Raw genomic sequence first — 23,979 nt, 5'->3', positions numbered from 1 at the left:
TTGACCGCGGGCACGGCCCGCACAAAGGACTCGAGATGAACACAGCTGCGAAGCTTTCCGCCTACGGTGTGGCGCTTGCCTTGGTCGCCGGTGGCGCCTGGGTCGCAGGCACCGCTGTCGGTCCTTTCGCCGGCGCCGCCGGCCTGCCCGCCGGCGAGGACGCCGGGCAGGGGGACGCTCACAGCGGCACCGTCGCGGAGGCGGCGCCGACCGACGAGCCCGGCGGGCTCGCGTCGTCCAGGGGCGGTTACACCCTCACGCCCACCACCACGACGCTCACGCCGGGGACCGACCAGCACTTCTCCTTCAAGGTTCTCGGACCCGACGGCGCGCCGGTCACCGGCTACGACGTCGAGCACGAAAAGCGGATGCATCTCGTCGTCGTCCGCCGCGACACGGCCGGTTTCCAGCACGTCCACCCCGAACTGGGCGCGGGCGGTCTCTGGACCGTGCCGCTCGCGTTGCCGCAGGCGGGTTCGTACCGCGTTTTCGCGGACTTCAAGCCGACTGGCGCAAGCGCCACGACCTTGGGTGTCGACATAGCCGCGGCGGGGGAGTTCACGCCCGTCGAGCACCAGCCGTCACGCGTCGCGACCGTCGACGGCTACCAGGTCCGCTTGGACGGGGAGTTGATGCCGGGCCGGTCGTCGAAGATCACCCTGACGGTGACCAAGGACGGCCGCGAGGTGACCGATCTGGAGCCGTACCTCGGCGCTTACGGACATCTGGTGGCGCTGCGCGGCGGCGACCTCGCGTATCTGCACGTCCACCCGGACGGCGAACCCGGTGACGGCCGCACGAAACCCGGTCCCGCGGTGACCTTCTTCGCCGAAGTCCCGTCGAACGGCACTTACCGGCTGTTCCTGGACTTCCAGCACCAGGGCAAGGTCCGCATGGCGGAGTTCACCGTTCCCACTGCGGGCATCCAGCACCCCACCCCACCACCGGCGGCCGACGACGGCCACGGCGGACACGGCTGACCGCGGGCCGGAGAGGAGCGACCACGATGACTTCCGATCTGGACCAGGACACCACGGCCGAGGTCGAACTCGCGATCACCGGGATGACCTGCGCGTCGTGCGCGATGCGCATCGAGAAGAAGCTGAACAAGCTGGACGGCGTCACCGCCACGGTCAACTACGCCACGGAGAAGGCGAAGGTCACCTACAGCGGCGACATCGAACCTCAGCGGCTGATCGAGCAAGTGCAAGCCGCTGGATACACCGCCGCCCTGCCCGCGCCACCGAAGCAGGAGCAGCGGGACGGGTCCGCCGGAGAGGCCGATCCGAGCGCACCGTTGCGGCGGCGGCTGATCGGTTCCGCGGTGCTGTCGGTGCCGGTGATCCTGCTGGCGATGGTGCCCGTGCTGCAGTTCACCTATTGGCAGTGGATTTCGCTGACGCTCGCGGCGCCGGTGCTGGTGTGGGCGGCGTGGCCGTTCCACAAGGCGGCGTCGGCGAATCTGCGCCACGGCGCGGCCACCATGGACACGCTGATCTCGATGGGCACGCTCGCCGCGTTCCTGTGGTCGCTGTACGCCCTGTTGTTCGGCAGCGCGGGAACACCGGGGATGACGCACGCCTTCGAGCTGACCGTGGAACGGATGGCCGGTGACGGCAACATCTATCTCGAGGTCGCCGCCGGGGTGACGACGTTCATCCTCGCCGGGCGGTACTTCGAGGCGCGTGCCAAGCGCCGGGCCGGTGCCGCGCTGCGGGCGTTGCTGGAGCTGGGCGCGAAGGACGTCGCCGTGCTCCGGAACGGCAAGGAAGAGCGAATCCCGGTCGACCGGCTGGCCGCCGGTGATCTGTTCGTCGTGCGGCCGGGGGAGAAGATCGCCACCGACGGTGTGATCACCGAAGGCAGTTCCGCGGTGGACGCGAGCATGCTGACCGGGGAAAGCGTGCCGGTGGAGGTCGCGCCGGGTGACGCGGTGGTCGGCGCGACGGTCAACGCGGGCGGCAGGCTCGTCGTGCGGGCGACCCGTGTCGGCGCCGACACGCAACTGGCGCGGATGGCCGAACTGGTGGAGGAAGCGCAGACCGGGAAGGCGCAGGTCCAGCGGCTGGCCGACCGCGTGTCGGCGGTCTTCGTGCCGATCGTGATCGCGCTCGCCGTCGGCACCCTGGCCTTCTGGCTCGGTGCGGGTGGCACGGCGTCGGCCGCGTTCGCCGCCGCGGTCGCCGTGCTGATCATCGCCTGCCCGTGCGCCCTCGGCCTGGCCACGCCGACCGCGTTGCTGGTCGGCACCGGCCGGGGCGCGCAGCTCGGGATCCTGATCAAGGGTCCGGAGGTGCTGGAATCCACCCGCGCGGTCGACACGGTCGTGCTGGACAAGACCGGCACGGTCACCACCGGACGGATGGCACTCGTCGAGGTCCACGTCGCCGACGGCGTCGACGCCGACGAGGCGCTGAGGCTCGTGGGTGCGCTGGAGAACGCTTCCGAACACCCGATCGCCCAGGCCATCGTGACCGGCGCACGGGAGAGGGTCGGTGAGCTCCCGGCCGTCGAGGACTTCACGAACGTCGAAGGCCTTGGTGTGCAAGGGATCGTCGACGGCAAGGCGGTGCTGGCCGGGCGCAGTTCGCTGCTGGCGGACTGGGCGCATCACCTGCCGGAGGATCTCGTCGAGGCGAAGGCCGCCGAAGAGAAGGCGGGCCGGACCGCGATCGTCGTCGGCTGGGACGGCGCGGCCCGCGCGGTCCTGGTGGTGGCGGACACCGTGAAGCCGACCTCTGCCGAAGCCATCACGCGGCTGCGGGCGCTCGGGCTGACGCCGGTCCTGCTCACCGGCGACAACGAGGCCGTGGCCCGCGCGGTGGCGGCGGAGGTCGGATTCACCGAGGTGATCGCGGAGGTCCTGCCCAAGGACAAGGTCGACGTGGTCAAGCGGCTCCAGGCCGACGGCAAGGTGGTCGCGATGGTGGGCGACGGCGTCAACGACGCGGCGGCGCTGGCCCAAGCCGATCTCGGGCTGGCCATGGGCACCGGCACGGACGTCGCCATCGAGGCGTCGGATCTCACCCTCGTCCGCGGCGATCTGCGGGCGGCGGTGGACGCGATCCGGCTCTCGCGGCGGACCCTGCGCACCATCAAGGGCAACTTGTTCTGGGCCTTCGCCTACAACGTCGCGGCGCTGCCACTGGCCGCGGCGGGGCTGCTCAACCCGATGATCGCCGGCGCCGCGATGGCGTTCAGCTCGGTCTTCGTGGTCACGAACAGCCTGCGGCTCAAGGGATTCCGCAGCACAGCCGGCTGACATCCGGTTCGGGGCGCTCGTGCGGCACGGTCGATGCCGCACGAGCGCCTCGGCGGTGTGCCGGTGCTGACCTTGGGCCTTCCTAGTGGTGGTAGGCGTGGACCACCGCGTGCCCGGAACCGCGGCCGATGAGCCACTTGTTGACCGGGGTGGTGAACACGAACGCCACAGCGAGCGCGAAGGCGAGCGCTCCCCAGAACAGCCGGCTGGCGAGTCCGGCTTCCATCGCGCCGGGGACGACGACCATCACCGCGTTGTCGATGATCTCCATGACGAGGATCGACACGGTGTCCGCCGCGAGCGCGACCTTGAGCGCCTGCTTGAACCCGACACCCGCGCGGAGCACACCGCGCATGGTCAGGGCGTAACCGAAGACGAACGCCAGCGCGACGGCGAGCACGATCGTCGTGACGTTACCCCAGCCCAGCGCGGTGCCGATCACCATGCCGAGCACCTCGCCGATGGCGCAACCGGTGAGGCAGTGCAGGGTGGCCGACGCCGCCATTCCCCACGATGCCTTGGCCGCGTGGTGCTCATGGTGTTCGTGGCCGTGGTGTTCGTGTTCAGCGGACATGAGCGGGTCTCTCCTTTGTGGACTGCTCGGCAGGCGCGTTCACCGGTCCGAGCTCCTCCTGACGCTGCCGGTCGATCGCCCGAACACTATACCGGTAGGGGGTACCAGGCGAGGTGTGCCGCTCCGGTGCGAAGTGCTAAGCGGTGCCTCCCTGCTGAGCGCAGGATTCACTGCTCACGTTGTTGGTCCGCAGTTCGGCACCGGCGCCGGCGACCGAGCCGGGGAACAGCGACGCGCCGGTCGCCGTGAAGACCTCGTCTTCGACGGTGGCGCCGTCGACGTGGGAGTGCGGCCCGATCAAGAGCGCGTCGCCGAGTACCGCCGGATGCCGGGCGCGGCCGCGGACCAGCGCGTGCTCCGTGATCACGACGTCCGAGCCGGTGCGTATCTCCCCGTTTCCGCGGTGAGCACGGCGCCGTGCAGCACTCGCCAACCCTGGCGCGAAAGGCCGACGTGCAGCCTGTACCGACCTTTCAGCCGGAGTATCCCTTCATCGGAGGCTTGATACGTCGCGTTGGTCGTCGAAGGAACGGAAGTCGAACTGAATCGCCCCCGCGCCGGCCGTCGAACGGGTGGCCTTCGGCTCGATGATCCCGGCGGTGCCCGGCTCGTCGAGCCGGGCCAGCAAGCGGGCGAGCACCTCGGGCGCCTCGACGGGTTCCACGGGTGTCTGGACCAGCGTGCGATGCAGGATGCCGACGTCCCAGCCGCTGGTGTTGCCGCTGCCCGCGGGAACGGTGACGGTGACGTCGAGCAGCCAGCGCGGTGACTTGCCGGGGATCGACGGTGTGGCGTGCGCGGTCAGGCCGACGACCTGATCGGCACGGAGAAGACCATCACTGAGGGTGCGAATCCAGATCTTGTCCAACCCCATTGAATCGCTCCATCGGCTCGCTAGGCGGAAGTCCGTTTTCAGTCCCGGGAAAGATCGTCCAGGTGGTATTTGCGGGCGGCGGTGGCGACCATGGCGACGATGGCCGCGACCACGGCGCTGAAGAGGATCACAGCTGTCATGTCAGGCTCTCCGTGTCGTGAAGGATTGGCACTCTCGGCCAAAGAGTGCTAATTCTCTCTTAGCACTTCGTGTTCGAGCCCGCAAGCATCCGGAGGGCCTCTCGCGGAATGGTGTGATGGGCCCGCCGCGCGATCGCCTGCCGCAGGGCGCGGGTTGTCTCGACCTCACGATCGGCACGCCGGGCCTCGATGACGGACGCAGGCCGGTGCTGGTGTGGCTGCACGGCCCGCACCGGCATCCTCGACCCCGCTCCGGTCACGGGCCTCCCGGTCAGTTTCGGCCCCGAAGTTCCGTAACGCCTCCGCAGGGAAAGCGTAACTCGCGTGCTGGAAGGCGTAATTCGCGTGCTGGAAGGCGTAACTCGCGTGACTGGAGGCGTAACTCACGTGATACGGCTCCAGACACGCGTGTTACGGCTTCAAGCACGCGAGTTGCGGTTCCGGGCACGCGGACGACGTCTCGGCCCTGGGGTCGCATGTGACCGTGGCTCGGCAGAGCTCGCGACGAAGCGAAGATCATGCCGGTGCCCATGCTCCGCTGCTCAGCCGCCTTCGGCGACCAAGGGCTCCAGCGCCAGGCCGGGATTCGCCCGCACCATGAGCCGCAGGGCCAGTTCATCGGCGAACAGGGCCAGGTCGGCGCCGTCGAGGCGGGTGAGGATCTCGCTGTTGCGGCCCTTGTCCACGAGGGCACGCTGGCTGGGGTCGGCGAGGCGCCGGGCCACCTGGTAGGACAGGTGCTCCAGCCGGATCGGTGAGCCGAATTCGGCGTCCATACGGTGGGCGGCGACCTCGAACTGCATCGGCCCGACGGCGGCGAACACCGGCGCGGCGTCACCGCGCAGGTCCGAGCGCAGCACCTGGACGACACCCTCGGCGCCGAGCTGCTCGACACCCTTGCGGAACTGCTTGGCGCGGCCGAGATCGGTGGGCCGGGCGACGGCGAAGTGCGCGGGGGCGAAGCTGGGCAGGCCCGGGAACCGCACGGCGGGCTTGCCGGAGTACAGCGTGTCGCCGACCCGCAGTGCGGTGGCGTTGACCAGCCCGATGACGTCCCCGGGATAGGCGGTGTCCACTGTGGAGCGTTGCTGGCCGAACACCTGTTGCACGTATTTGGTGGCGAACGGTTTGCCGGTGGTGGCGTTGGTGACGACCATGCCGCGTTCGAACACCCCGGAGCACACGCGGGCGAAGGCCACCTGGTCGCGGTGCGCGCGGTCCATTCCGGTCTGGACCTTGAACACGAACGCCGAGAACGGCGCGTCCAAGGCGCGAATCCGGCCGTCGGCGTCCGCGCGCGGTGCGGGCCGGGGCGCGAGTTCGACCAGCAGGTCCAGCAGATGGCGGACGCCGAAGTTGCGGACGGCCGCGCCGAACAGCACCGGGGTCGCGGTGGCGGCGGAGAAGCGGGACGCGTCGAACTCGCCTTCGGCGGCGCGCAAGAGTTCCGATTCCTCCTGAGCCTGCGTCCAGTCGGCACCGAGGTCGGCTTCCGCCTCCCGCGCGCCGAGACGCTCGTCCGGTGCGATGGTCGTCCCGTGCGCGGTGGGCAGGTAGCGGACGAATTCCCCGCGTGGGACGTCGAGGACGCCGCGCAGATGTCCGGCCGTCCCGACCGGCCAGGTCAGCGGCATGGGTTGCAGGCCGATCCGGTCGGTGAGCTCGTCGCACAGCTGCAGGGCTTCCCGGCCGGGCCGGTCCCACTTGTTGATGAAGGTGATCACCGGGATCCCGCGGTAACGGCAGACGTCGAACAGTTTCAGCGTCTGCGGCTCCAGGCCCTTGGCGGCGTCGAGCAGCATGACGGCGGAGTCGACGGCCGAGAGGACCCGGTAGGTGTCTTCGGAGAAGTCCGCGTGCCCCGGCGTGTCCAGCAGGTTGATCACGGTGTCGCCGTAGGCGAACTGCAGCGCGGCGGAGGTGATGGAGATCCCGCGTGCGCGTTCCATCTCCATCCAGTCCGAGGTCACCCCGCGTCGTCCGGCCTTGCCGTGCACCGCGCCCGCCTGCGAGATCACCTGGGCGTGGAGTGCCAACGCCTCGGTCAGCGTCGACTTGCCGGCGTCGGGGTGGCTGATGACGGCGAACGTCCGCCGACGGCTCGCCTCGGCGATCACCTCGGGCCCGCCGGCCTGGACCGTGTTGCCTGCCGTCACACTCGACTCCTCCGGGGTGCGATCATGAGCGTCTGCCGCTGGGTCCAGTTCACCTCACCGGCGTTCCTCGTCCGAAACCGGGGTTGTCCGGCCGCCCGTGACCGGCGGCGTTCCCGCGCAGCCGCTGACGCGGCGTCCGGTCAGCACCTCGTGTCGCGTTCCGCTTCGGTGAGGCGGGCAGGCCGGTCGGCGAGTGGGCCACCCGAGCGAAGCAGGCTCTCGAGGGTTTCCAGCGGTTCGGGGACGATGGTGTACCAACTCCACGTGCCGCGCCGCTCCCGCTCGAGGATGCCGGCGGAGACCAGTACGCGCAGGTGGTGGCTGAGCGAGGGCTGGGGCATGTCGAACTCTTCGGCCAGGTCGCAGAAGCACGCCTCGCCGCCGGGGGAGTACCGCACCAGCGACAGCAGCCGGATCCGCACCGGGTCCGACAGTGCCTTGAAGAGCTTGGCCGCCGCCTCGGCGTCGCCGGGGTCGACGACCGCGGCGGGTTCGGCCATCAGCAGGGTCACCGCGACCGGTTTCCGGGTACGGCCGTTCTCGCTCGCCACGGGCCCTCCTTCGCTGCCGGCTTCCGTCGAAGTCCACCATACCCACTGAATTGACAAATCTCGATCCAAGCTCTTCAATTGCATCGGCATACTTCGATTCAGTAAGGCCGGCGAAAGGAACGGGTATGACCCGCACGCCCGAGGTGCTGTTCGTGTGCGTGCACAACGCCGGCCGCTCGCAGATGGCCGCCGCGCTGTTGCAGCATTACTCGCTCGGCCGCATCGCCGTGCGGTCCGCGGGCTCCGAGCCCGCGGAGAAAGTGAACCCCGCCGCCGCCGCCGCACTGGCCGAGTGGGGTCTGGACATCACCGCCGAGGTGCCGAGCAAGCTGTCCACGCAGGACGTCGAGGCCTCCGACGTGGTGATCACGATGGGCTGTGGTGACACCTGTCCGGTGTTCCCCGGCCAGCGGTACCTCGACTGGCCGCTGGAGGATCCGGCAGGCCGGGGCGTGGAGGCCGTTCGCCCGATCCGCGACGAGATCGACCGGCGGGTCCGTGGCCTGGTCGCCGAAATTCTCGACGCCTGATCCTCACTGCCGACTTCTGGAGACCAGCCTCGTGACTCGAACCGCCGACAAGGCCGACACCGGCGTCCTGCACGAACTGTCCTTTCTGGACCGGTTCCTCCCGGTCTGGATCATCGTCGCGATGGGCTCCGGGCTCCTGCTGGGCAGCGTGCTCCCCGGTCTGCAGGGAGTGCTGGACGCGGTGAAGATCGGGCAGGTCTCGCTGCCGATCGCGCTGGGTCTGTTGCTGATGATGTACCCGGTGCTGGCGAAGGTCCGTTACGACAAACTCGACACCGTCACCAGCGACAAGCGCACGATGGTGCTGTCCTTGGTGCTGAACTGGATTCTCGGTCCGGCGCTGATGTTCGCGCTCGCCTGGCTGATGCTGCCCGATCTGCCGGAGTACCGGACCGGGCTGATCATCGTCGGTCTCGCCCGCTGCATCGCGATGGTGATCATCTGGAACGACCTCGCCTGCGGCGACCGGGAGGCCGCGGCGGTGCTGGTCGCGCTGAATTCGGTCTTCCAGGTCATCATGTTCGGCGTGCTCGGCTGGTTCTACCTCGATCTGCTGCCGGGCTGGCTGGGCCTCGACACCACGAGCGTCGACTTCTCGCCGTGGGAGATCGCGCTGAGCGTGATCATCTTCCTCGGTATCCCGCTCGCCGCCGGATACCTTTCGCGCCGTATCGGGGAGCGAAACAAGGGACGGGACTGGTACGAGAGCAGGTTCCTGCCCAAGATCGGTCCGATCGCGCTCTACGGCCTGTTGTTCACCATCGTGGTCCTGTTCGCGTTGCAAGGTGACAACATCACTTCCCGTCCGCTCGACGTCGCGCGGATCGCGCTGCCGCTGCTGGTGTACTTCGCGATCATGTGGATCGGCGGCTACCTGCTGGGCAAGGCGTCCGGGCTGTCGTACGAGCGCACGACGACGCTGGCTTTCACCGCCGCCGGCAACAACTTCGAGCTCGCGATCGCCGTCGCCATCGGTGTCTTCGGCGTGACATCGGGGCAGGCGCTCGCCGGGGTGGTCGGGCCGCTGATCGAGGTGCCCGTTCTGGTCGCGCTGGTCTACGTCAGCCTCTGGCTTCGGAAACGCTGGACCGCGCGATGACCGGAGCCGTGCGGGTGGCCTGGCCTGCTCGCGTAGGCGAAGTTCCGCGACAGCGGCTCTTCCGGTGAGTCCGGCGCCCGGTGTCCCCCCTTCGCGGCATGGGGACACCGGGACTGCCGGGATCAGACGGCAGGACGTACGTGTGGCACGACCCCGAATGGACTCGTTCTACAGCCGTCAAACGAGCGTCGACCGATCGGGTTTGTCCCTTGTGGACATGCGCGAGCGCGATCGGACCCGCGCAACCTTCCGATCAGGCGCGGCGGAAGCTGTGCACCACGAACTTCGTCTTCGCGACCTGCGCGCCCGGGCCGAGCACGAACGACGGGCCGTTGCACGAGGAGCCGTTGTACATCCGGATGCTGTACCCGGTGCGGCTGACCGCGGAGTTGTAGTGCTTGTCCGGATAACAGTGGGTGTTCTTGTCGAAGTACCCCGCCGAGCTCTTCGTGCCGGTGTAGTTGGTGCCCGACCACAGGCACAGATCCGACGTGCAGTTCGGCGCGGCCATGGCGGTCGCGGGTGCGACCACCGATGCCGCGACGGCGATACCGGCGGCCAGCATGGTCGTCAGGCGATACTTGCGACTCATGGTTCTCCCTTCCGGAACGGGCACTTCGCCCAGGTTCGGCAGGAGCGTAACGACGGGGTCTTCGGCGAGTCGGCGAAGTTGCCCAACGGTGACCTTGCCGGAGCGGGAGCGTGTCCATGAGGGAGCCAGGCGGTCGCCGGTGTGGCAGTCTTCGGTCACCGGTGACAGCGGGGAAGGCGCGGCCGCCGTCGCGGAGTCGAGAGCTCGGCGTTGGGCGCGCAGGTTGTGGTACTGGCGGAAGAACGCGGGGAAACCCCGGCTCGGGTCACGCCGTCTCCGGCGGTGCGGTGCCGACGACGGTGTGGACGATGTCCCGCTGCCAGCCAGGGACGGTCGCGGTGTGGACGTCGGTGAAGCCGGCGTCGGTGAGGCGCCGGGCGAGTGTGGTGATGCCGTCGAACTCGAGGACGCTGCGGCGAAGATGACGGTAGAGCGTGGCGTCGCCGGTGGTGAGTTTCCCGAGCGGGATGATCACGCCCGCGCAGACGGTGTTCCAGACCCAGCGTGCGCGCCGGGAGTCGCGGACGGAGTACTCGTGCACGGCGATCCGGCCGCCTGGCCGGAGCAGGTCGCGAAGCCGTCGTAGCTGGGTGGCCGGGTCGGTGAGGTTTCGCAGCAGGTACGCCGCCAGGATACCGTCGAACGGGCCGCGGATCCCGGCCAGTTCCTCGACCGGTGTGTGCACGAATTCGACACTGTCTGGCCAGGTCTTGCTCCGGGCTCGCGCCAGCATTTCGCCGGACGCGTCGAAGGCGGTGATCCGGGCGTTCGGCAGCACGGACAAGAGGGCCGCGGTGGACGCGCCGGTGCCGCAGCCGGCGTCCAGCACCCGCGGTCCGGGCGCCTCTTCGGGAAGGGCGAGCCGCCGGGCGGAAAGGCGCAGATGTTCGTGGTAGCCGGGATTCGCGCCGACGAGGCGGTCGTAGAACCGGGCTTCGGTGTCGAAGGCCGAGGGCACGGTCTCGCGCGGCAAACCGTCTCGCGCCATGGCGTTCATCGCGCTTCCTCTCGTGATCGGGCTCGTTCCCACAGCAGCAGTACGGCGGTCACCAGCGCGAAACCGAAGAAGAAGTCTTCGACCGGAATGTCCCAGGGGAACCGCCAGCCGGTGATGTGCTCGGGCGCGTAGAGGACGATCGGCGCCGAAAGCTTCGTCAGCCAGCCGTCGACGGGGATCTGGAAACCGGTGACGATCACCATCGTGAGCCAGTAGGCGGGTTTGCGGAACAGGCCGGTTCTCACCACGACGAGCTCGACGAGTGCGACGACGATCACCGAGGCGACGGCCGGAACGGTGTAACCCCAAGGGATCATCGCCGGACCGGCTGTTTACCGCGGTGCCGGACCGAGGTGAGGGTGAGCTGGACCGCTTCGTAGGTCAGCACCCCGCAGATCGGGATCACGACGAAGAACAGGATCTCTTCCAGCGGGAGGGAAAACGGCGCACGAACGCCGGTGACGAATTCGGGCGCGTAGGTCCAGACCTCGCCGGCGATCGCCAGCGCGTCCCAGACGAGGAAGACCGCGGCCACCGGGAGCAGCGCGCGGGCAAGACGTTTCGGCTGCCGGTACACCCGGGCACCCGCGATTTCCCCCGGCAACGTCACCAGTACGCAGGCCGCCAGTACGACCAGGTATTCGAACTTGCCCACTCAGCCCACCGCCGACGGGGGAGCGGGGGCGGGATGCCGCGTCCGAGCCCACTGCGAACGAGCGAGCGCGCCGCAAGCCACCCCGAGCCGCCGCCGCCGGGACACCGTCGCCCGCCCGGCGAAGACGTCGTGGTCCGCGTCTTCGATCCGGTCCAGGATTTCCCCGTACAGGATCGCGGCAGTGGCCACGCAGGGCCGCGAGACCGGATGCAGCATCGCGATTCCCGGCCGCGCCTCGGCGTAGATGCGCCGGGTCACCGCGATCTGTTCCTTGATCGCGGCCCGAACGTGCGGGTCGGATCGGCCGTGTTCCGCGCACCAGGACAGCCGTTCGCGGTCGACGTCGTGTTCCTTGAGCTCGTCGGCGGGCAGGTAGACCCGTCCGCGCGCGAAGTCCTCGGCGACGTCACGGAGGAAGTTCGTCAGCTGGAAGGCCTTGCCGAGCGCGGCGGCTCGCGGTGCCGCCTCTTCGCGGGGCGCGACCGTGCCGAGGATCGGGAGCACCTGCAGGCCGATCACCTCCGCCGAACCGCGCACGTACTCGTCGAGGTCACCCCTGGTGGCGTAGTCGGTGACACTCAGATCCATCCGCATCGACGTGAAGAAGTCGCGGAACAGCGATTCTTCCAGCTCGTACCTGGCCGCCGTGTCGATCACCGCCGTCAACAGGGGATCCCCGCTCGTGCCCGCGGTCAGGTCGGCGAGAAAGCGTTCCTCCACTTCGGACAGCCGGGCGGTCAGGGAGTCCGGGGTGGCGTCCGCGTCGGGTTCGTCGACGATGTCGTCCAGCCACCGCGCGAAACCGTAGAGCGCGTGGACGGCGGGCCGTTGCGCGGGCGTCAGCATGCGGGTCGCCAGGAAGTACGTCCGGCCGTGCCGGGCGTTGACGTCGCGGCACCAGGTGTACGCGGCTCGCAGGCCGGGATCGTGGATTTCGGCGGCGTCGAGTTCGCGTCGGGTCATCGGCTCGCCTCCGTGGCCAGATCGAGGACGCGCGCGCGGCGTCCGGACCCGCCGGTGATCCGGTCGGCGGCCAGCCTGCCGGAGATCAAGACGGTCGGCACGCCCACGCCCGGCACCGTCGCGCCTCCGGCGAGGACGACGTTTTCGGTTCCGCGAGGAAGGTTCCGGGGACGGAACGGTCCGGTTTGGACGAAGGAGTGGGCGTAGCTGAACGGGGTGCCTGCCACGAGCCCGCGGTCGGCCCAGTCGGCGGGGCTGATGATCTCGGTGAACTCGGGTTCGAAATCCGGCAGTAGCCGCTGCCGGGCGACGGCCAGGATTTCCTCCGCGTACGGTCCGGCTTCGGCGGCCCAATCCGCGGGGCCCCGGTCGAGATTCGGGACCGGCGCGAGGATCGAGTAGAGCTGACGGCCCGGGGGTGCCAGGCCGGGGTCGGTCGCGGTCGGCCGGGTGATCAGCAGGGACGGATCGCTCATGCGGTGGCCGGCGGTGATGAGTTCGTCGAAGGTCGAGCGCCAGCCGTGTCCGAAGGAAATGGTGTGGTGCCCGATGTCGGGCCGGGTATCGGGGCCACCCGTGTGCAGGATCAGCGCCGACGGCGCGGCACGTAGCGGAACAGGCCGCTTCGGAGCTCGGCCGAGCAGCCGGTAGCTCTCGGACAGCTCGGTGGTCAGGACGACGGCGTCGCACGGGTGGCGTTCGCCGGCGGCCGTGCGGACCGCGTGGATCCGGCTGCCGTCGCGTTCGAGCGTGTGTACGGCGTCGCCGTAACGGAAGGTGACGCCGTGCTCGGCGGCGACCCGGGCGAGTGCCCGGGGGAGCGCCGCGACCCCGCCGGGCGGGAAGTAGACACCGCCGACGGTGTCCATGTAGGAGATGATCGCGTACAACGCCAGCGCCCGCATCGGCGACTCGCCCGCGTAGAGCGCTTGGAAGGTGAACACCCGCTTGAGCCGCTCGTCGGACAGGAAGGACCCGATTTTCGGGTTCAGCCGTCGGAATCCGCCCAGTGCCACCAGCCGGGCCAGGTCCGGATTGAGCATGCCCAGCGGTGAGTCGATGTTCGAGTCGATGAACCGCCCGAACTCGATGCGGTAGAGCCGGGTCAGCCAGTCGCGCAGCCGACGGTAGCCCGCGGCCTCGGCAGGCCCGGCGAATTCGCGGATCGCGTCCGTCATCGCCACGGCGTCGGTGTGCACGGGCAGCGTGCTGCCGTCGGCGAACTGTGCCAGGTAGGCCGGATCGAGCCGGGTGAGCGGCAATTCCCTGTCCAGTTCGGCGCCCACGGCGCCGAAGGTGTCCTGAAGGATCGACGGCATGGTCAGCACCGTCGGACCGGTGTCGAGCAGGTAGCCCTGACGTTCGACGCGGCCCGCGCGGCCACCGGGGCCCGGGTCGCGTTCGAGGACGGTGACCTCGCGCCCGCGGCCCGCCAAGTGCAGAGCCGCGGCCAGGCCCGACAGCCCCGCTCCGACGACGACGACCTTCTCCGTCCGGCCGGGCACCGTCTTCACTGGTCGCGCTCCGTGCACCGGGTGGCGAGGACGGCCAGCGCGTCCGCGGCCTGTCGCGGGACGACGGCAGGGTCGATCACCGCGAGCGCCTTGTCGGCGCGCTCCCGGATGAGTTCGCCGAGGCGTTCGCGTGCTCCGGCCGCGGTGATCAACTCGCGCCAGCGGGAGACGGCGTCGTCGTCGACCGTGGTCAGGTTCAGCAGTTCACCGAGGTCGGCGCGCTGCCGCCGGTCGGCCATCTCCACGGCGAGCACCACGACGCTGGACGCCTTGCGGTCGCGGAGGTCCTGGCCGGCGGGTTTGCCGGTGACCGCGGGATCACCGAAGACACCGAGCAGGTCGTCCTGGAACTGGAACGCCTCACCGATCAGGCCGCCGTACTCGGCGAGGGCGGCCATGACGTCCGGACCGCAGCCCGCCAGTGCCGCGCCGAACTCCAGCGGCCTGCGGACGGTGTAGTTGCCGGACTTCCGGCGCAGTACGTCGAGCAGCGCGTCCCAGCCGGGAAGCGTCCGGGCGTCGTTCACCAGATCGGCGAGTTGCCCGACCGCCAGTTCCGCGCGCATCGCGTCGTACCTCGGCCAGCCGCGCGACAGTGCTTCCGCCGCCAAGCCGGACTCGCGGAGCAGTTGCTCCGACCACACCAGGAAGAGGTCGCCGGCGAGGGTCGCCGCGGATTCGCCGAACCGGGCGGCGGAGCCACCCCACCCCTGTTCGGCATGCCACCGCGCGAATCGCACGTGCAGCGCGGGACGGCCTCGCCGCAGCGCCGAGGCATCCATGACGTCGTCCTGTGCCAGCGCGAAACAATGGAGCAGTTCCAAGCTCGAGGCGGCCCGCAGGGCGGCGTCCGATTCCGGGCCTCCGCACCGCCAGCCGACATAGGCGAACATCGGCCGGAGGAACTTCCCTCCGGCGAGGAACTGCGGGAGGACGGTCTCCGCGAGTTCGCCCTCGGCGCGGCCGGAGAAATGCTCGGTGGCCCGTGCTTCGACGAAGCCGTGGGCCTCGGCGAGACAACGCTCGCCCAAGGCGTCCAGCCACGCGGCCTGCGCCTCCTTCGACGGCATCGTTCCCGCCGCCATGGTCGACGCCATCCGCCCTTCCCTCCGCCGATCCGGTGATTTCGTTTCATAATCGTTTCACGCTTGGTGTACCTTGTCTACTAGATCCGGCGGCGCGCCCGCAACTCGAGCGGTGTCGGTCGTAGAGACAAGGAAGTCTCGGGGTTTCCCGCGATTTCCCGGCTCAAACCCGGATCGCAGAAGACCGTCTCGTGAGACGAGAGTGGCCCGGTCCCCGCCACCCTCAGGAGCCCGGCGCCCCTCGCGCCCGGCTCCGGACGCCCGGCGGCGCTTGGCGTGGACCGGTCCCTTCCCGGGCCCGCCACGGCGCCGCCGGGCGTTCCTTCGTTCAGGTGACGGTATGCGCCTGATCACGTCCGGTGACCTCGTAAGCTGCCCGCAGTGATGGCCCTCCGAGCGGGCACCGGCACCGGAAATGTGGAGCGGATGGACGTCGACGAGATGAGCGGCCTTGGCGGCCCCCGAACCGGTGGTTCGTGGACCCCCGGCAAGGTCGCCGAGATGCTGGGCGTCTCGCCGGTCACGCTCCGGACGTGGGATTCGCGTTACGGGGTCGGCCCCACCATCCGGGCAGGCGGGCGTCATCGCCGCTACTCGGACGCGGATGTTCGGCGGCTGCAGTACATGCAGCGGCTGATCGACCGGGGGATCCCCGCCCGCGAGGCGGCCGCGACGGCGTTCTCCGGTCCCGGTGAGACGGTCCCGGACGTACCCGTCGACAGGCTGGTGGGCGAACTCGAGCAGGCCGCGGAAGACCTCCAGCTCACCTCCATCGCGGCGCTGCTGGACGAGACCCTCGACGCGATCGGCGCGGCGGCGACGTGGGCCGACGTGTTGTGCCCGATCCTGCGCGGCCTCGGGGGCCGCTGGTCCCGGGGGGAGGTGTGCTTCGAGTCGGAATGGGCGCTCACCACCGAGGTTTCCCTGGCGCTGCAACGCTACGCCGCCCGATTCACCACCGCACCGTCCGAACGCGGCGTGCTCATCGCCTGTTGCCCGGAGGAGCGGCACGGTCTGCCGGTCGAGGTGCTCCGCGCGGCGCTGGCGGAGAACGGTGTCCCCGCCGTCTACCTCGGTGAGATGGTGCCCGCGGAGACCTTGGCGGGCCTGACGTCGAAACTGGCTCCGGTCCTGGTGGTGCTGTGGTCGATGTCCGCCAGTACCGTCGACGTCCTGCTGGGTGAGCGTCTGCGACGGCAGGGGTCCGAGGTCGTCGTCGCCGGCCCCGGCTGGGAAGGACTCGACGTTCGCGGCGCCCCCTGGGTGAACGAGCTGACCGCCGCGCTCGATCTCGCGGCCGCCTGCTTCAAAGCCTGAACCGTTGCGGGATCGCTTCAAGTGCCTGAGGATGGCGGGGCACGGATCGATTCGGCTGGAGCACGCGGCAGGAGGATTTCCGGTGGATCTCAGGCGGCAGGTGGTCGAGCGCTGGCCGGCGAAATGGCCGGTCCAGCCGTTCCGGGAACCGGCTTGGGCCCGGCAGGAACCGACTTACCGCGACTGCGGCCCCGCGCTGATCGACGCCGCGGTCAAACGCGCCGACGCGCGTCCGGCGGGCAACTGGTTCGTCGTCGCGGCCAGTCGGGAGATCGGCGCGGATCAGCCACGGGGTCTGCGCGCCGGTGGCCGGGAACTGGTGGCCTGGCATGGTCCGGACGGTGACCTGGTCATCGGCCCCGGTGCCTGCCCGCATCTCGGTGCCCCGCTCGAACAGGCTCGTGTCCATTGTGGAGAGTTGGTCTGCCGGTGGCACGGAATGCGGATCGGGCCCGGGCGACCGGGCTGGTCACCGCTGCCGTCCTATGACGACGGAGTGCTCGCCTGGGTTCGCCTCGACCGCTTCGGTGGCGAAAGCCCCACGGAGCGGCCGATCGTGCCGGTCCGGCCGCGAGGCGACGGCGCCATCGACGCGGTCGCGACGCTGACCGGCACCTGCGAACCGGTGGACGTCGTCGCGAACCGGCTCGATCCTTGGCACGGCGCGTGGTTCCATCCGTACTCGTTCACCCGGTTGAAGGTTCTCTCGGCTCCGCAGGGGAACGACGTCACCGACGCCGAGGACAAGTTCGTCGTCGAAGTGACCTTCCGGCTCGCCGGGAAACTGGGGGTGCCGGTGATCGCCGAGTTCACCTGCCCCGAGCCCCGCACGGTGCTGATGACCATCGTCGACGGCGAAGGCGCGGGCAGCGTGGTCGAGACCCACGCCACCCCGCTCGGGAACGGCCCCGACGGACGGCCGCGCACCGCCGTGATCGAGGCGACGATCGCCACCTCCGACCGGCCCGGATTCGCCAAGGCCACCCGGATCGCACCCGCTTTGCGACCTCTGATGCGCCGTGCGTCCACACGTCTCTGGCGGGACGACCTCGCCTACGCCGAGCGGCGCTACGCCTTGCGAGCGGGAGACGTCGCCGATGGCCGGGCATGAGACCGACGTCGTGATCGTGGGCGCGGGGCTCGCCGGTCTCGCCGCGGCACTGCACCTTCACCGGGCCGGGATCGCCTGCGTGCTCCTCGAAGCCGGGGACGAGGTCGGCGGCAGGGTGCGCACCGACGTCGTCGACGGTTTCCGGCTGGACCGCGGCTTCCAGATCCTCAATCCCGCTTATCCCGCCATCCAGCGCCTGGTCGACGTCGACGCGCTGCGGCTGGGCAAATTCTGGCGCGCGGTCCGGGTTTCCGACGACGAGCGCACGAGCCTGCTCGGAAATCCCCTCGACACGCCCAAGGCGCTGCGCGACATCGCGGCACGGCGCTACCTTTCGGCCAAGGATCTGGCCGCGCTCGGCGCGCTGAGCGCCCGCGTCGCCGCCGGCCCGGCTCGGTCGATCGTCCAGGGCGACGACGGCACGACCGCCGACGAACTGCGCCGGACCGGGCTGTCGGACCGGGCCGTTGACACCGTGCTCCGCCCGTTCCTGTCCGGGGTGTTCCTGGAAGCCGGCTTGAATACCTCTTCGCGGTTCTTCCGGCTGGTGTGGCGAAGCTTTCTCCGGTCCGCGCCTTCGCTGCCCGCGCTGGGCATGGGAGAACTGCCGAGACAGCTCGCACGGACGCTGCCCGTTTCCGCCGTGCGGACCGGTTCTCCGGTCGAAAAGATCGAAGGCGGCCGGGTCCGCACCTCCGGCGGAGACGTCTGGAACGCGCGAGCGGTCGTCGTCGCCACGGACGGGACCACCGCCGCGCGGCTTGTCGAAAAGGTCCCGGAACCACGCTGGAACAGCGTCACGACGTGGTACTTCACGCCGCCGCGGTCACCGTTGCGGGAGCCGGTCATCATGATCGACGGCCGGGGGCGGGCCGATCCTCAACACCGCCGTGCTCAGCGAGGTATGTCCCACCTACGCCCCGGACGGCGCCGCTCTCGTCAGTGCCTCGGCGCTCACGCCGCTCGACGAGGCGGACGTGCGGCGGGCACTGGGCCGGATGTATCGCGCCGACGCGTCCCGATGGCCGCTGGCCGGTCGCTACGAGATCCCTCACGCGCTGCCGTCCATGACGGCGCCGCATCGGATTCGCCGCGAAATCCGTTTCGGCGAAAGGCTTTACGTCTGCGGCGATCACCGGGACACCAGCTCACTGCAAGGCGCGCTGGCGTCCGGCGGCCGGACTGCCCGAACCGTGCGAAGCGACCTCGCGTCGGGCTGACCGGTTCGCCGGGAGACGTTTCCGCGCTCACCGGGCCGGGTAAGCGCAGACTGTGCGGATTGTGATCACCGGGGCGACCGGAAACGTCGGGACGGCGTTGCTCCACGCCCTCGAACCCGGCGAAGACGACCTGATCGGCGTGGCGAGAAGGCTGCCCGACACCACGGCCGTGCCGTATCGCGCGGCGGGCTGGTCGGCCCTGGACCTGGGGGACGACGTCGGCCGCGCGAAGCTGACCGAGCTGGTGGAGGGAGCGGACGCGGTCGTCCATCTCGCTTGGGCGATTTCACCGGAGCGCGGGGATCCGCCGATGTGGCGGACCAACGACCACGGCACCCGCAACGTGCTCGCCGCGGTGGCGGCGGCCGGGGTACCGCATCTGGTCGTCCTGTCCTCCGTCGCCGCCTACGGGCCGGCGCCACGGTGGGAGAAGGTCACCGAGGATTGGCCGTGCGACGGCATCGCGACCAGTGCGTACAGCCGGGGCAAAGCCGCGCTGGAAGTCTTGCTCGACCGGTTCGAGGAGACCCATCCGGAGACCGGGGTGGCGAGGTTGCGGCCGTGCGCCATCCTGCAGCGGCAAGCGGCGGGGGAGTTCGAGCGCTGGCTGCTGGGCCCGGCCGTTCCCGCCGGCGTGGTGGGCAGGCAATGGCTGCCTCTCCCGCTGTGGGCGGACCTGCGGGCTCAGGCGGTGCACAGCGCCGACGTCGCCGAAGCGATCCGGCTGGTGCTCGAGCAGAGATTCACCGGAGCGGTGAATCTCGCCGCCCCCGGTGTGCTCACCGCCGACGCGCTGGCCGGTCTCCTCGGAGGGATCCGTGTCCCGGCGCCGCGATCACTCGTCCGCGTGGCCGCGCACGCCGCCTGGCGGACGGGCGCGTTACCGATGCATCCCGGTTGGCTCGATCTCGCCGACAGGACGCCGCTCATGGACACCTCGCTCGCCGAGACCGCGCTGGGCTGGCACCCTCGGTACGACGCCGCCAGTGTGGTCGCGGAACTGATCGCCGGACTCCGGTCGGGTGAAGGCGCCGCGAGCCCGCCGCTCGCCCCGCCGCGGGGGCACGGTCTCCTGACCCGGCTACGCTCGCTCGCCCGTGGCAAGCCCAGCCACCAATCGCAAGCCTGACGATCGGGAGGCTCGGATGAGCACGGAAGTCTTCGACGCGGTCGTGATCGGCGCCGGCCACAACGGCCTGGTCGCGGCGAACCTCCTGGCCGACGCCGGCTGGTCGGTACTGGTGCTGGAGCAGGCGGAAAAACCGGGCGGCGCGGTGCGGACCGACGAAGTCACCGCGCCCGGATTCCGGAACGACCTCTGCAGTGCGTTCTTCCCCCTCACCGCGGTATCGCCGGTGATGCGGGGACTGGGGCTCGAGGAGTACGGGTTGAGCTGGCGGCACGCTCCCGAAGTGCTCGCGCACGTGCTGCCCGACGATCGGTGCGTGGTGCTCTCCCGGGACATCGAGCGGACGGCGGCGTCGGCCGACGAATTCGCGCGGGGAGACGGCGCCGCGTGGCGGAGCTTGTTCGCGCAGTGGCAGGACATCCGCGAGCCGCTGCTGAACGCGTTGTTCACGCCGTTCCCGCCGGTGCGCCCGGCCGTGCGGCTGTTGCGGCGAACGGGGACCGCCGAGGCGCTGCGACTGGCTCGAATGCTCACGTTGCCCGCTCGCCGGTTGGGGGAGGAGCAGTTCGCCGGTGAGGGCGCTCGGTTGCTGCTGGCCGGGAACGCCGCGCACAGCGACATCTCCGTCGACAACGCGGGCAGCGCGGTCTTCGGCTGGCTGCTCGCGATGACCGGACAGGACGTCGGCTTCCCCGTACCGGCCGGCGGCGCCGGGGAGCTGATCGCGGCACTGGTGCGACGGCTCGCCGCCCGCGGTGGTGAGGTCCGGTGTCATTGTCCCGCCACCGAAGTGCTCGTAGCGGGCGGCCGGGCGATGGGCGTGCGAGACGGCGACGGCAACCCGATCCGGGCGCGCAAGGCGGTGCTCGCGGACGTCCCGGCACCGACGTTGTACGGCGAGCTGGTCTCACGGGATTGGCTTCCCTCGCGGCTGATCACCGATCTCGGCCGGTTCCAGTGGGACAGTGCCACGGTGAAGGTGGACTGGGCGCTTTCCGGCCCCGTCCCGTGGACGGCCGAAGGCGCTCGCGGCGCGGGCACCATCCACCTCGGCGCGGACTTGGACGGTTTGTCGGAGTTCGGCGGTGACCTGGTCCGCGGCCGGAGCCCGCGGAATCCGTTCCTCCTGTTCGGGCAGATGACGACGAGCGATCCGCACCGCTCGCCGCCGGGCACCGAATCGGCCTGGGCGTACAGCCATGTCCCCCGCGGCCTGATGGAGAACCGTGAGGCGCTCGACCGGCAGGTCACCCGGATCGAAGAGACGGTCGAGGCGAACGCGCCGGGGTTCACCGACCTCATCCAGGGCCGGTACGTGCAAGGCCCGCTCGAACTGGCGGCCCACGATCCCGGGCTGGTCGGAGGTGCGATCAGCGGCGGGACCACGGCCATCCACCAGCAGTTGTTCTTCCGCCCCGTCCCCGGCCTCGGCCGCGCGGACACTCCGGTGGACCGCCTGTTCCTCGCGGGCGCGTCGGCCCATCCGGGAGGCGCTGTCCACGGCGGCCCTGGCGCCAACGCGGCCCGCGCCGCGCTGGCCAGGGCGGGAATGCTCGGCAAGGGCTACGCGGCGGTGATCGCCGCGGCCAACCGGGCGGTCTACCGCTGAGCGCCCTTGCGGTTGGTGTACTTCCCGGTCGCCAGATCGGCCAAGCGGGCGAGGGCCTCGGTGTTGCGCGGTTTGGCGACGAGCGCCTGAACCGATTCGGGCAGCACCTTGGCGGGACCACGCAGCACGCTTTCCCGCATCCGGACCTCGGTCTTGCCTTCACCGTGGGGGAGCAGGGTGAGCCCGATCGCCGCCGCGCCGAGCGGCCAGCCCCTCGCCTCCAGCGACAGGGAAACGCCGGGTTCGACGGCCTTCACGATGGTGACGTCCTGGATGTGGAAGGGCCACGGTCCGACGCTGTGGTGGATCCGCGAACCGAGAGCAGGCCAGTCTTCGTCGACATCGCGGATGTGGGAGCTGCCGACGACCCAACCCGCATACGACCAGCCGTCGGCGAGCACGGCGAAAACGGCGTCCGGCGGCACATCGACGACTCGACTGACTTCACTCACGGTGTCCTCCTGTTCCGAGTGGCAACGCATGGGTACCCCGCCGGAGAAACTTGAAGCCTCTCATGCGCGTCTCACTGAAGAAGCCCGTGTGGGGCGTCTTCTCCCAGTACCTGAATCGAGGGTGAGCCGAACGTGGCGTGGCCGGAGCCTCGGTGGTGCGCGCCGCCCCTGAGGTTCTGAGCGCGTGCCCGGTGCTCCGGTCGCGAAAGCCACGGATCAGCGCCCTGCGGCGAGTTCGCTCCCGGCTCCGCCTCCAGCGCGCCACTTCTCACTCACTCCTCGACAACGCTCCCTGGAAGGTGTTCACCAGCATGGTGCCGAGGTCTGTCTCCGCTCCCGCACGGCCAGCGCGGCCGAGACCGCGGCCAGCCCGCTCGCGACCGCCATCGCGGCCGTCAGCCGCCGGAACCGCCGCGCGGACGAACGCGCCCGGGCGGCCTCCTCTTCGCGGGCTTGGAGGCTCGCGTTCAGGAAACTGTGTTCCCGGTGGGTCAGCATCATCCGTCCGGCCAACGCGGTCGTCTCGTCGAGCTGGCTACCGCGGTAGAGCGGTGCCGGGTCGCGATTCGCGCCGTCCCACAACTCCGCGGCTTCGGTCAGCCGCCGGTGCAGACGCAGGCCGTCTCGGTCGGTGGAGAGCCAACGGCGCAGCCGCGGCCAATCTCTGATGAGCGCGTCGTGCGCGAGGTCCAGGCCGTCGATGTCGGCGGTCACGAGGCGGGCGTCGATCAGCCGGGTGACCACCGCCCCGGTTGCCGGGTCGAGCTCATGCGCGGGGAGACGCCGCCGGGTGTCGTGACCGGCCGGGCCCAGACTGGTCAGGCGGAGGAACACGTCCCGAGCCTGGCGCCGCTGGAATTCGTCGAGCTCACTGAAGACCTTCTCGGCGGTGTCCGCCAGAACGCGCGAGATCCCACCGGACGCTCGATACATGGCGAGGGTGAGCGTGGCACCATGACCTTGCTGCCAGGTGCGGCGCATCGCCTGGGCGACCAGCGGGAGAGCGCCGCGCTGGCCGGACGCCTCGGCCATGACCGTGGCGACCAGCGCGCCTTCCAGCCGGCGTTCGGCGGTGATCGCCGGGCGCACCAGCGCCGAACGCAGCTGCTCCGCCGTCATCGGCCCGGTGTCGACCCGGCGCCCGGCGCTCACGGCCGCGGCGATCTCCGGATACCTGCCGCAGCGACCGGTGAAGTCGGAACGCACGCCGAGCACGAGCCTGAGCCGGCTGTCCGGTTCCAGCACGGCATGCAGTAGCGCCGCTACGAAGGACTCTCGCTCGTCTTCGTCGCGGCAGCGGGTGAAGATGTCTTCGAACCGGTCGACCACGAGCAGGAGTTCCGCTTCCGGGCTCCGCCCGGTCAGGAATTGACGGACGCGCAGATGCAGCCCCGCCGGATCCGCCGTCAGCTCCTGATGCAGCCGGAGCGCCGAGCCGCCGGTCACCGCGGCCAGCTGGATCGCGCATTCACGGAGCGGGCGCGGGCCAGGGACGAGGCGTAGAACGATCCGGGCCCGGCCGGGATCCGCGATCAACCCGGCTTCCAGCAAGGACGACTTGCCCGAGCCGGAGGGGCCGGTCACCGCGACGAGCCGTCGTTCGGCGAGCTCGCGCGACAATTGGTCGACAAGGGCCTCGCGGCCGAAGAAACAACCGGCCTGCCGCGCGCTGAACGCTTGGATCCCCGGATAGGGGATCTCCTCGTCGGTCTCTTCCGGCGACGGCACTTTGCTCGTCGCGGCCGTTTCCTGCCAGCGCTCTTCCCAGACGGCGACGTCGCCGTCGCATGCTCGGACATACGCCAAGGTCACGGCCAGAGTCGGCAATCTGCGCCCGCCGGCGGCGTCGGACAACGTGCTCGCCGAATAGTGGGCTCGCTTGCTCAATTCCCGGTACGGCGGACTTCCGGCCTTCTCGCGCAGCCGCCGCAGATCCCCGGCGAACTGTGACATCGAATCTTCGTCCGTATCAAATGGACGCTCACGCCGTGGCATCAGCCACCCCCCCAGGTGTCGGCTTGACTTCATTATCCGGAAGTTTGTCGTTCGTTGTCCACTGCCCGGCACAGAACAACCCCGACGCGCTAGACAGGCAGCAGCGGCACGCCGCGCGTCGATGAACCAAAGCGCGGTTTCCGCTACGGAAACA

22 protein-coding genes and 1 pseudogene are annotated in these 23,979 nt (G+C 70.0%); 9 read left to right on the top strand and 14 right to left on the bottom strand.

What is annotated here, in order from left to right; translation table 11 throughout:
* Positions 1–35 precede the first annotated feature (35 nt).
* Both P3102_RS22860 and P3102_RS22855 read left to right on the top strand, forming a co-directional pair.
* Positions 36–980, top strand: a complete 945-nt coding sequence (locus tag P3102_RS22860) for a hypothetical protein (RefSeq protein ID WP_276361621.1) — start codon at positions 36–38, stop codon at positions 978–980.
* Positions 981–1,006: 26 nt separating this feature from the next.
* Positions 1,007–3,262, top strand: coding sequence for a heavy metal translocating P-type ATPase (locus P3102_RS22855; protein ID WP_276361619.1), 2,256 nt, complete (start codon positions 1,007–1,009; stop codon positions 3,260–3,262).
* Positions 3,263–3,344: 82 nt separating this feature from the next.
* Here P3102_RS22855 and P3102_RS22850 read toward each other — a convergent pair whose 3' ends face one another.
* From P3102_RS22850 to P3102_RS22830, 5 genes are all read right to left on the bottom strand, one after another.
* A complete protein-coding gene (locus P3102_RS22850; protein WP_276361617.1) occupies positions 3,345–3,836 on the bottom strand; it encodes a DUF4396 domain-containing protein in 492 nt (163 codons plus the stop codon).
* Between the two features lie 136 nt (positions 3,837–3,972).
* Complete coding sequence (locus tag P3102_RS22845) at positions 3,973–4,203, bottom strand: hypothetical protein (RefSeq protein ID WP_276361615.1); 231 nt, start codon at positions 4,201–4,203, stop codon at positions 3,973–3,975.
* A gap of 123 nt (positions 4,204–4,326) precedes the next feature.
* Positions 4,327–4,710 carry a hypothetical protein gene (locus P3102_RS22840; RefSeq protein ID WP_276361614.1) on the bottom strand — a complete coding sequence of 128 codons (384 nt, stop codon included), beginning with the start codon at positions 4,708–4,710 and terminating at the stop codon, positions 4,327–4,329.
* Positions 4,711–5,392: 682 nt separating this feature from the next.
* Positions 5,393–7,006, bottom strand: a complete 1,614-nt coding sequence (locus P3102_RS22835; RefSeq protein WP_276361611.1) for a peptide chain release factor 3 — start codon at positions 7,004–7,006, stop codon at positions 5,393–5,395.
* 140 nt (positions 7,007–7,146) lie between these two features.
* The gene (locus tag P3102_RS22830; RefSeq protein ID WP_276361609.1) at positions 7,147–7,557 is read right to left on the bottom strand and encodes a metalloregulator ArsR/SmtB family transcription factor; all 411 of its coding nucleotides are present in this window, start codon (positions 7,555–7,557) and stop codon (positions 7,147–7,149) included.
* Positions 7,558–7,682: 125 nt separating this feature from the next.
* On the opposite strand from P3102_RS22830, the gene P3102_RS22825 reads away from it, so the two are divergent.
* On the top strand, positions 7,683–8,087 hold the full coding sequence (locus tag P3102_RS22825; RefSeq protein WP_276361607.1) for an arsenate reductase ArsC: 405 nt from the start codon (positions 7,683–7,685) through the stop codon (positions 8,085–8,087).
* A gap of 31 nt (positions 8,088–8,118) precedes the next feature.
* A complete protein-coding gene (gene arsB / locus P3102_RS22820; protein ID WP_276361605.1) occupies positions 8,119–9,186 on the top strand; it encodes an ACR3 family arsenite efflux transporter in 1,068 nt (355 codons plus the stop codon).
* A gap of 253 nt (positions 9,187–9,439) precedes the next feature.
* On the opposite strand, the gene P3102_RS22815 is transcribed toward arsB, so the two are convergent.
* The 7 genes from P3102_RS22815 to P3102_RS22785 form a co-directional block, all read right to left on the bottom strand.
* Complete coding sequence (locus P3102_RS22815; protein ID WP_276361603.1) at positions 9,440–9,778, bottom strand: peptidase inhibitor family I36 protein; 339 nt, start codon at positions 9,776–9,778, stop codon at positions 9,440–9,442.
* Between the two features lie 265 nt (positions 9,779–10,043).
* Positions 10,044–10,775 (bottom strand): class I SAM-dependent methyltransferase, encoded by a 732-nt coding sequence (locus tag P3102_RS22810; protein ID WP_276361602.1) that lies wholly within the window; start codon positions 10,773–10,775, stop codon positions 10,044–10,046.
* Complete coding sequence (locus tag P3102_RS22805; protein ID WP_276361600.1) at positions 10,772–11,092, bottom strand: lycopene cyclase domain-containing protein; 321 nt, start codon at positions 11,090–11,092, stop codon at positions 10,772–10,774. Before P3102_RS22805 ends, P3102_RS22810 begins: the two co-directional genes overlap by 4 nt.
* Positions 11,089–11,430, bottom strand: coding sequence for a lycopene cyclase domain-containing protein (locus P3102_RS22800; protein WP_276361598.1), 342 nt, complete (start codon positions 11,428–11,430; stop codon positions 11,089–11,091). The genes P3102_RS22805 and P3102_RS22800 overlap by 4 nt, the downstream gene beginning before the upstream one ends.
* On the bottom strand, positions 11,431–12,393 hold the full coding sequence (locus tag P3102_RS22795) for a phytoene/squalene synthase family protein (protein ID WP_276361596.1): 963 nt from the start codon (positions 12,391–12,393) through the stop codon (positions 11,431–11,433).
* A complete protein-coding gene (gene crtI / locus P3102_RS22790; protein ID WP_276361594.1) occupies positions 12,390–13,907 on the bottom strand; it encodes a phytoene desaturase family protein in 1,518 nt (505 codons plus the stop codon). Before crtI ends, P3102_RS22795 begins: the two co-directional genes overlap by 4 nt.
* Positions 13,904–15,004 carry a polyprenyl synthetase family protein gene (locus P3102_RS22785; protein ID WP_276361592.1) on the bottom strand — a complete coding sequence of 367 codons (1,101 nt, stop codon included), beginning with the start codon at positions 15,002–15,004 and terminating at the stop codon, positions 13,904–13,906. The genes crtI and P3102_RS22785 overlap by 4 nt, the downstream gene beginning before the upstream one ends.
* A gap of 414 nt (positions 15,005–15,418) precedes the next feature.
* Here P3102_RS22785 and P3102_RS22780 point away from each other — a divergent pair, with 414 nt between their 5' ends.
* The 5 genes and pseudogenes from P3102_RS22780 to P3102_RS22760 all read left to right on the top strand — a co-directional run bounded on the left by P3102_RS22780 (position 15,419) and on the right by P3102_RS22760 (position 21,378).
* Entirely contained in the window at positions 15,419–16,309 is an 891-nt protein-coding gene (locus P3102_RS22780; RefSeq protein WP_276371303.1) for a MerR family transcriptional regulator, read from the top strand.
* Positions 16,310–16,391: 82 nt separating this feature from the next.
* Positions 16,392–17,420 (top strand): DUF5914 domain-containing protein, encoded by a 1,029-nt coding sequence (locus P3102_RS22775; protein WP_276361590.1) that lies wholly within the window; start codon positions 16,392–16,394, stop codon positions 17,418–17,420.
* Positions 17,407–18,640, top strand: a pseudogene (locus P3102_RS22770) (NAD(P)/FAD-dependent oxidoreductase). Before P3102_RS22775 ends, P3102_RS22770 begins: the two are co-directional and overlap by 14 nt.
* A 52-nt stretch (positions 18,641–18,692) precedes the next feature.
* On the top strand, positions 18,693–19,769 hold the full coding sequence (locus tag P3102_RS22765; RefSeq protein WP_276361588.1) for an NAD-dependent epimerase/dehydratase family protein: 1,077 nt from the start codon (positions 18,693–18,695) through the stop codon (positions 19,767–19,769).
* Between the two features lie 16 nt (positions 19,770–19,785).
* Positions 19,786–21,378, top strand: coding sequence for an NAD(P)/FAD-dependent oxidoreductase (locus P3102_RS22760; protein WP_276361586.1), 1,593 nt, complete (start codon positions 19,786–19,788; stop codon positions 21,376–21,378).
* On the opposite strand, the gene P3102_RS22755 is transcribed toward P3102_RS22760, so the two are convergent.
* Both P3102_RS22755 and P3102_RS22750 read right to left on the bottom strand, forming a co-directional pair.
* On the bottom strand, positions 21,369–21,830 hold the full coding sequence (locus tag P3102_RS22755) for an SRPBCC family protein (protein WP_276361585.1): 462 nt from the start codon (positions 21,828–21,830) through the stop codon (positions 21,369–21,371). The genes P3102_RS22760 and P3102_RS22755 overlap by 10 nt on opposite strands.
* Before the next feature lie 303 nt (positions 21,831–22,133).
* Positions 22,134–23,783, bottom strand: a complete 1,650-nt coding sequence (locus tag P3102_RS22750) for a hypothetical protein (RefSeq protein WP_276361580.1) — start codon at positions 23,781–23,783, stop codon at positions 22,134–22,136.
* Positions 23,784–23,979: the final 196 nt, after the last annotated feature.

Origin of the sequence: Amycolatopsis sp. QT-25 (assembly GCF_029369745.1) — a bacterium.
In the GTDB taxonomy this organism is placed as follows: domain Bacteria; phylum Actinomycetota; class Actinomycetes; order Mycobacteriales; family Pseudonocardiaceae; genus Amycolatopsis.
This window is presented reverse-complemented; position numbering and strand designations above follow the sequence as displayed.

Coding starts and splice junctions, on each gene's coding strand:
- P3102_RS22805 (WP_276361600.1), bottom strand. CDS start 11,092: ATGATCCCTTGGGGTTACACCGTTCCGGCCGTCGCCTCGGTGATCGTC.
- P3102_RS22795 (WP_276361596.1), bottom strand. CDS start 12,393: ATGACCCGACGCGAACTCGACGCCGCCGAAATCCACGATCCCGGCCTG.
- P3102_RS22760 (WP_276361586.1), top strand. CDS start 19,786: ATGAGCACGGAAGTCTTCGACGCGGTCGTGATCGGCGCCGGCCACAAC.
- P3102_RS22850 (WP_276361617.1), bottom strand. CDS start 3,836: ATGTCCGCTGAACACGAACACCACGGCCACGAACACCATGAGCACCAC.
- P3102_RS22780 (WP_276371303.1), top strand. CDS start 15,419: ATGGACGTCGACGAGATGAGCGGCCTTGGCGGCCCCCGAACCGGTGGT.
- P3102_RS22855 (WP_276361619.1), top strand. CDS start 1,007: ATGACTTCCGATCTGGACCAGGACACCACGGCCGAGGTCGAACTCGCG.
- P3102_RS22810 (WP_276361602.1), bottom strand. CDS start 10,775: ATGAACGCCATGGCGCGAGACGGTTTGCCGCGCGAGACCGTGCCCTCG.
- P3102_RS22785 (WP_276361592.1), bottom strand. CDS start 15,004: ATGGCGTCGACCATGGCGGCGGGAACGATGCCGTCGAAGGAGGCGCAG.
- P3102_RS22815 (WP_276361603.1), bottom strand. CDS start 9,778: ATGAGTCGCAAGTATCGCCTGACGACCATGCTGGCCGCCGGTATCGCC.
- P3102_RS22750 (WP_276361580.1), bottom strand. CDS start 23,783: ATGTCACAGTTCGCCGGGGATCTGCGGCGGCTGCGCGAGAAGGCCGGA.
- P3102_RS22860 (WP_276361621.1), top strand. CDS start 36: ATGAACACAGCTGCGAAGCTTTCCGCCTACGGTGTGGCGCTTGCCTTG.
- P3102_RS22840 (WP_276361614.1), bottom strand. CDS start 4,710: ATGGGGTTGGACAAGATCTGGATTCGCACCCTCAGTGATGGTCTTCTC.
- P3102_RS22825 (WP_276361607.1), top strand. CDS start 7,683: ATGACCCGCACGCCCGAGGTGCTGTTCGTGTGCGTGCACAACGCCGGC.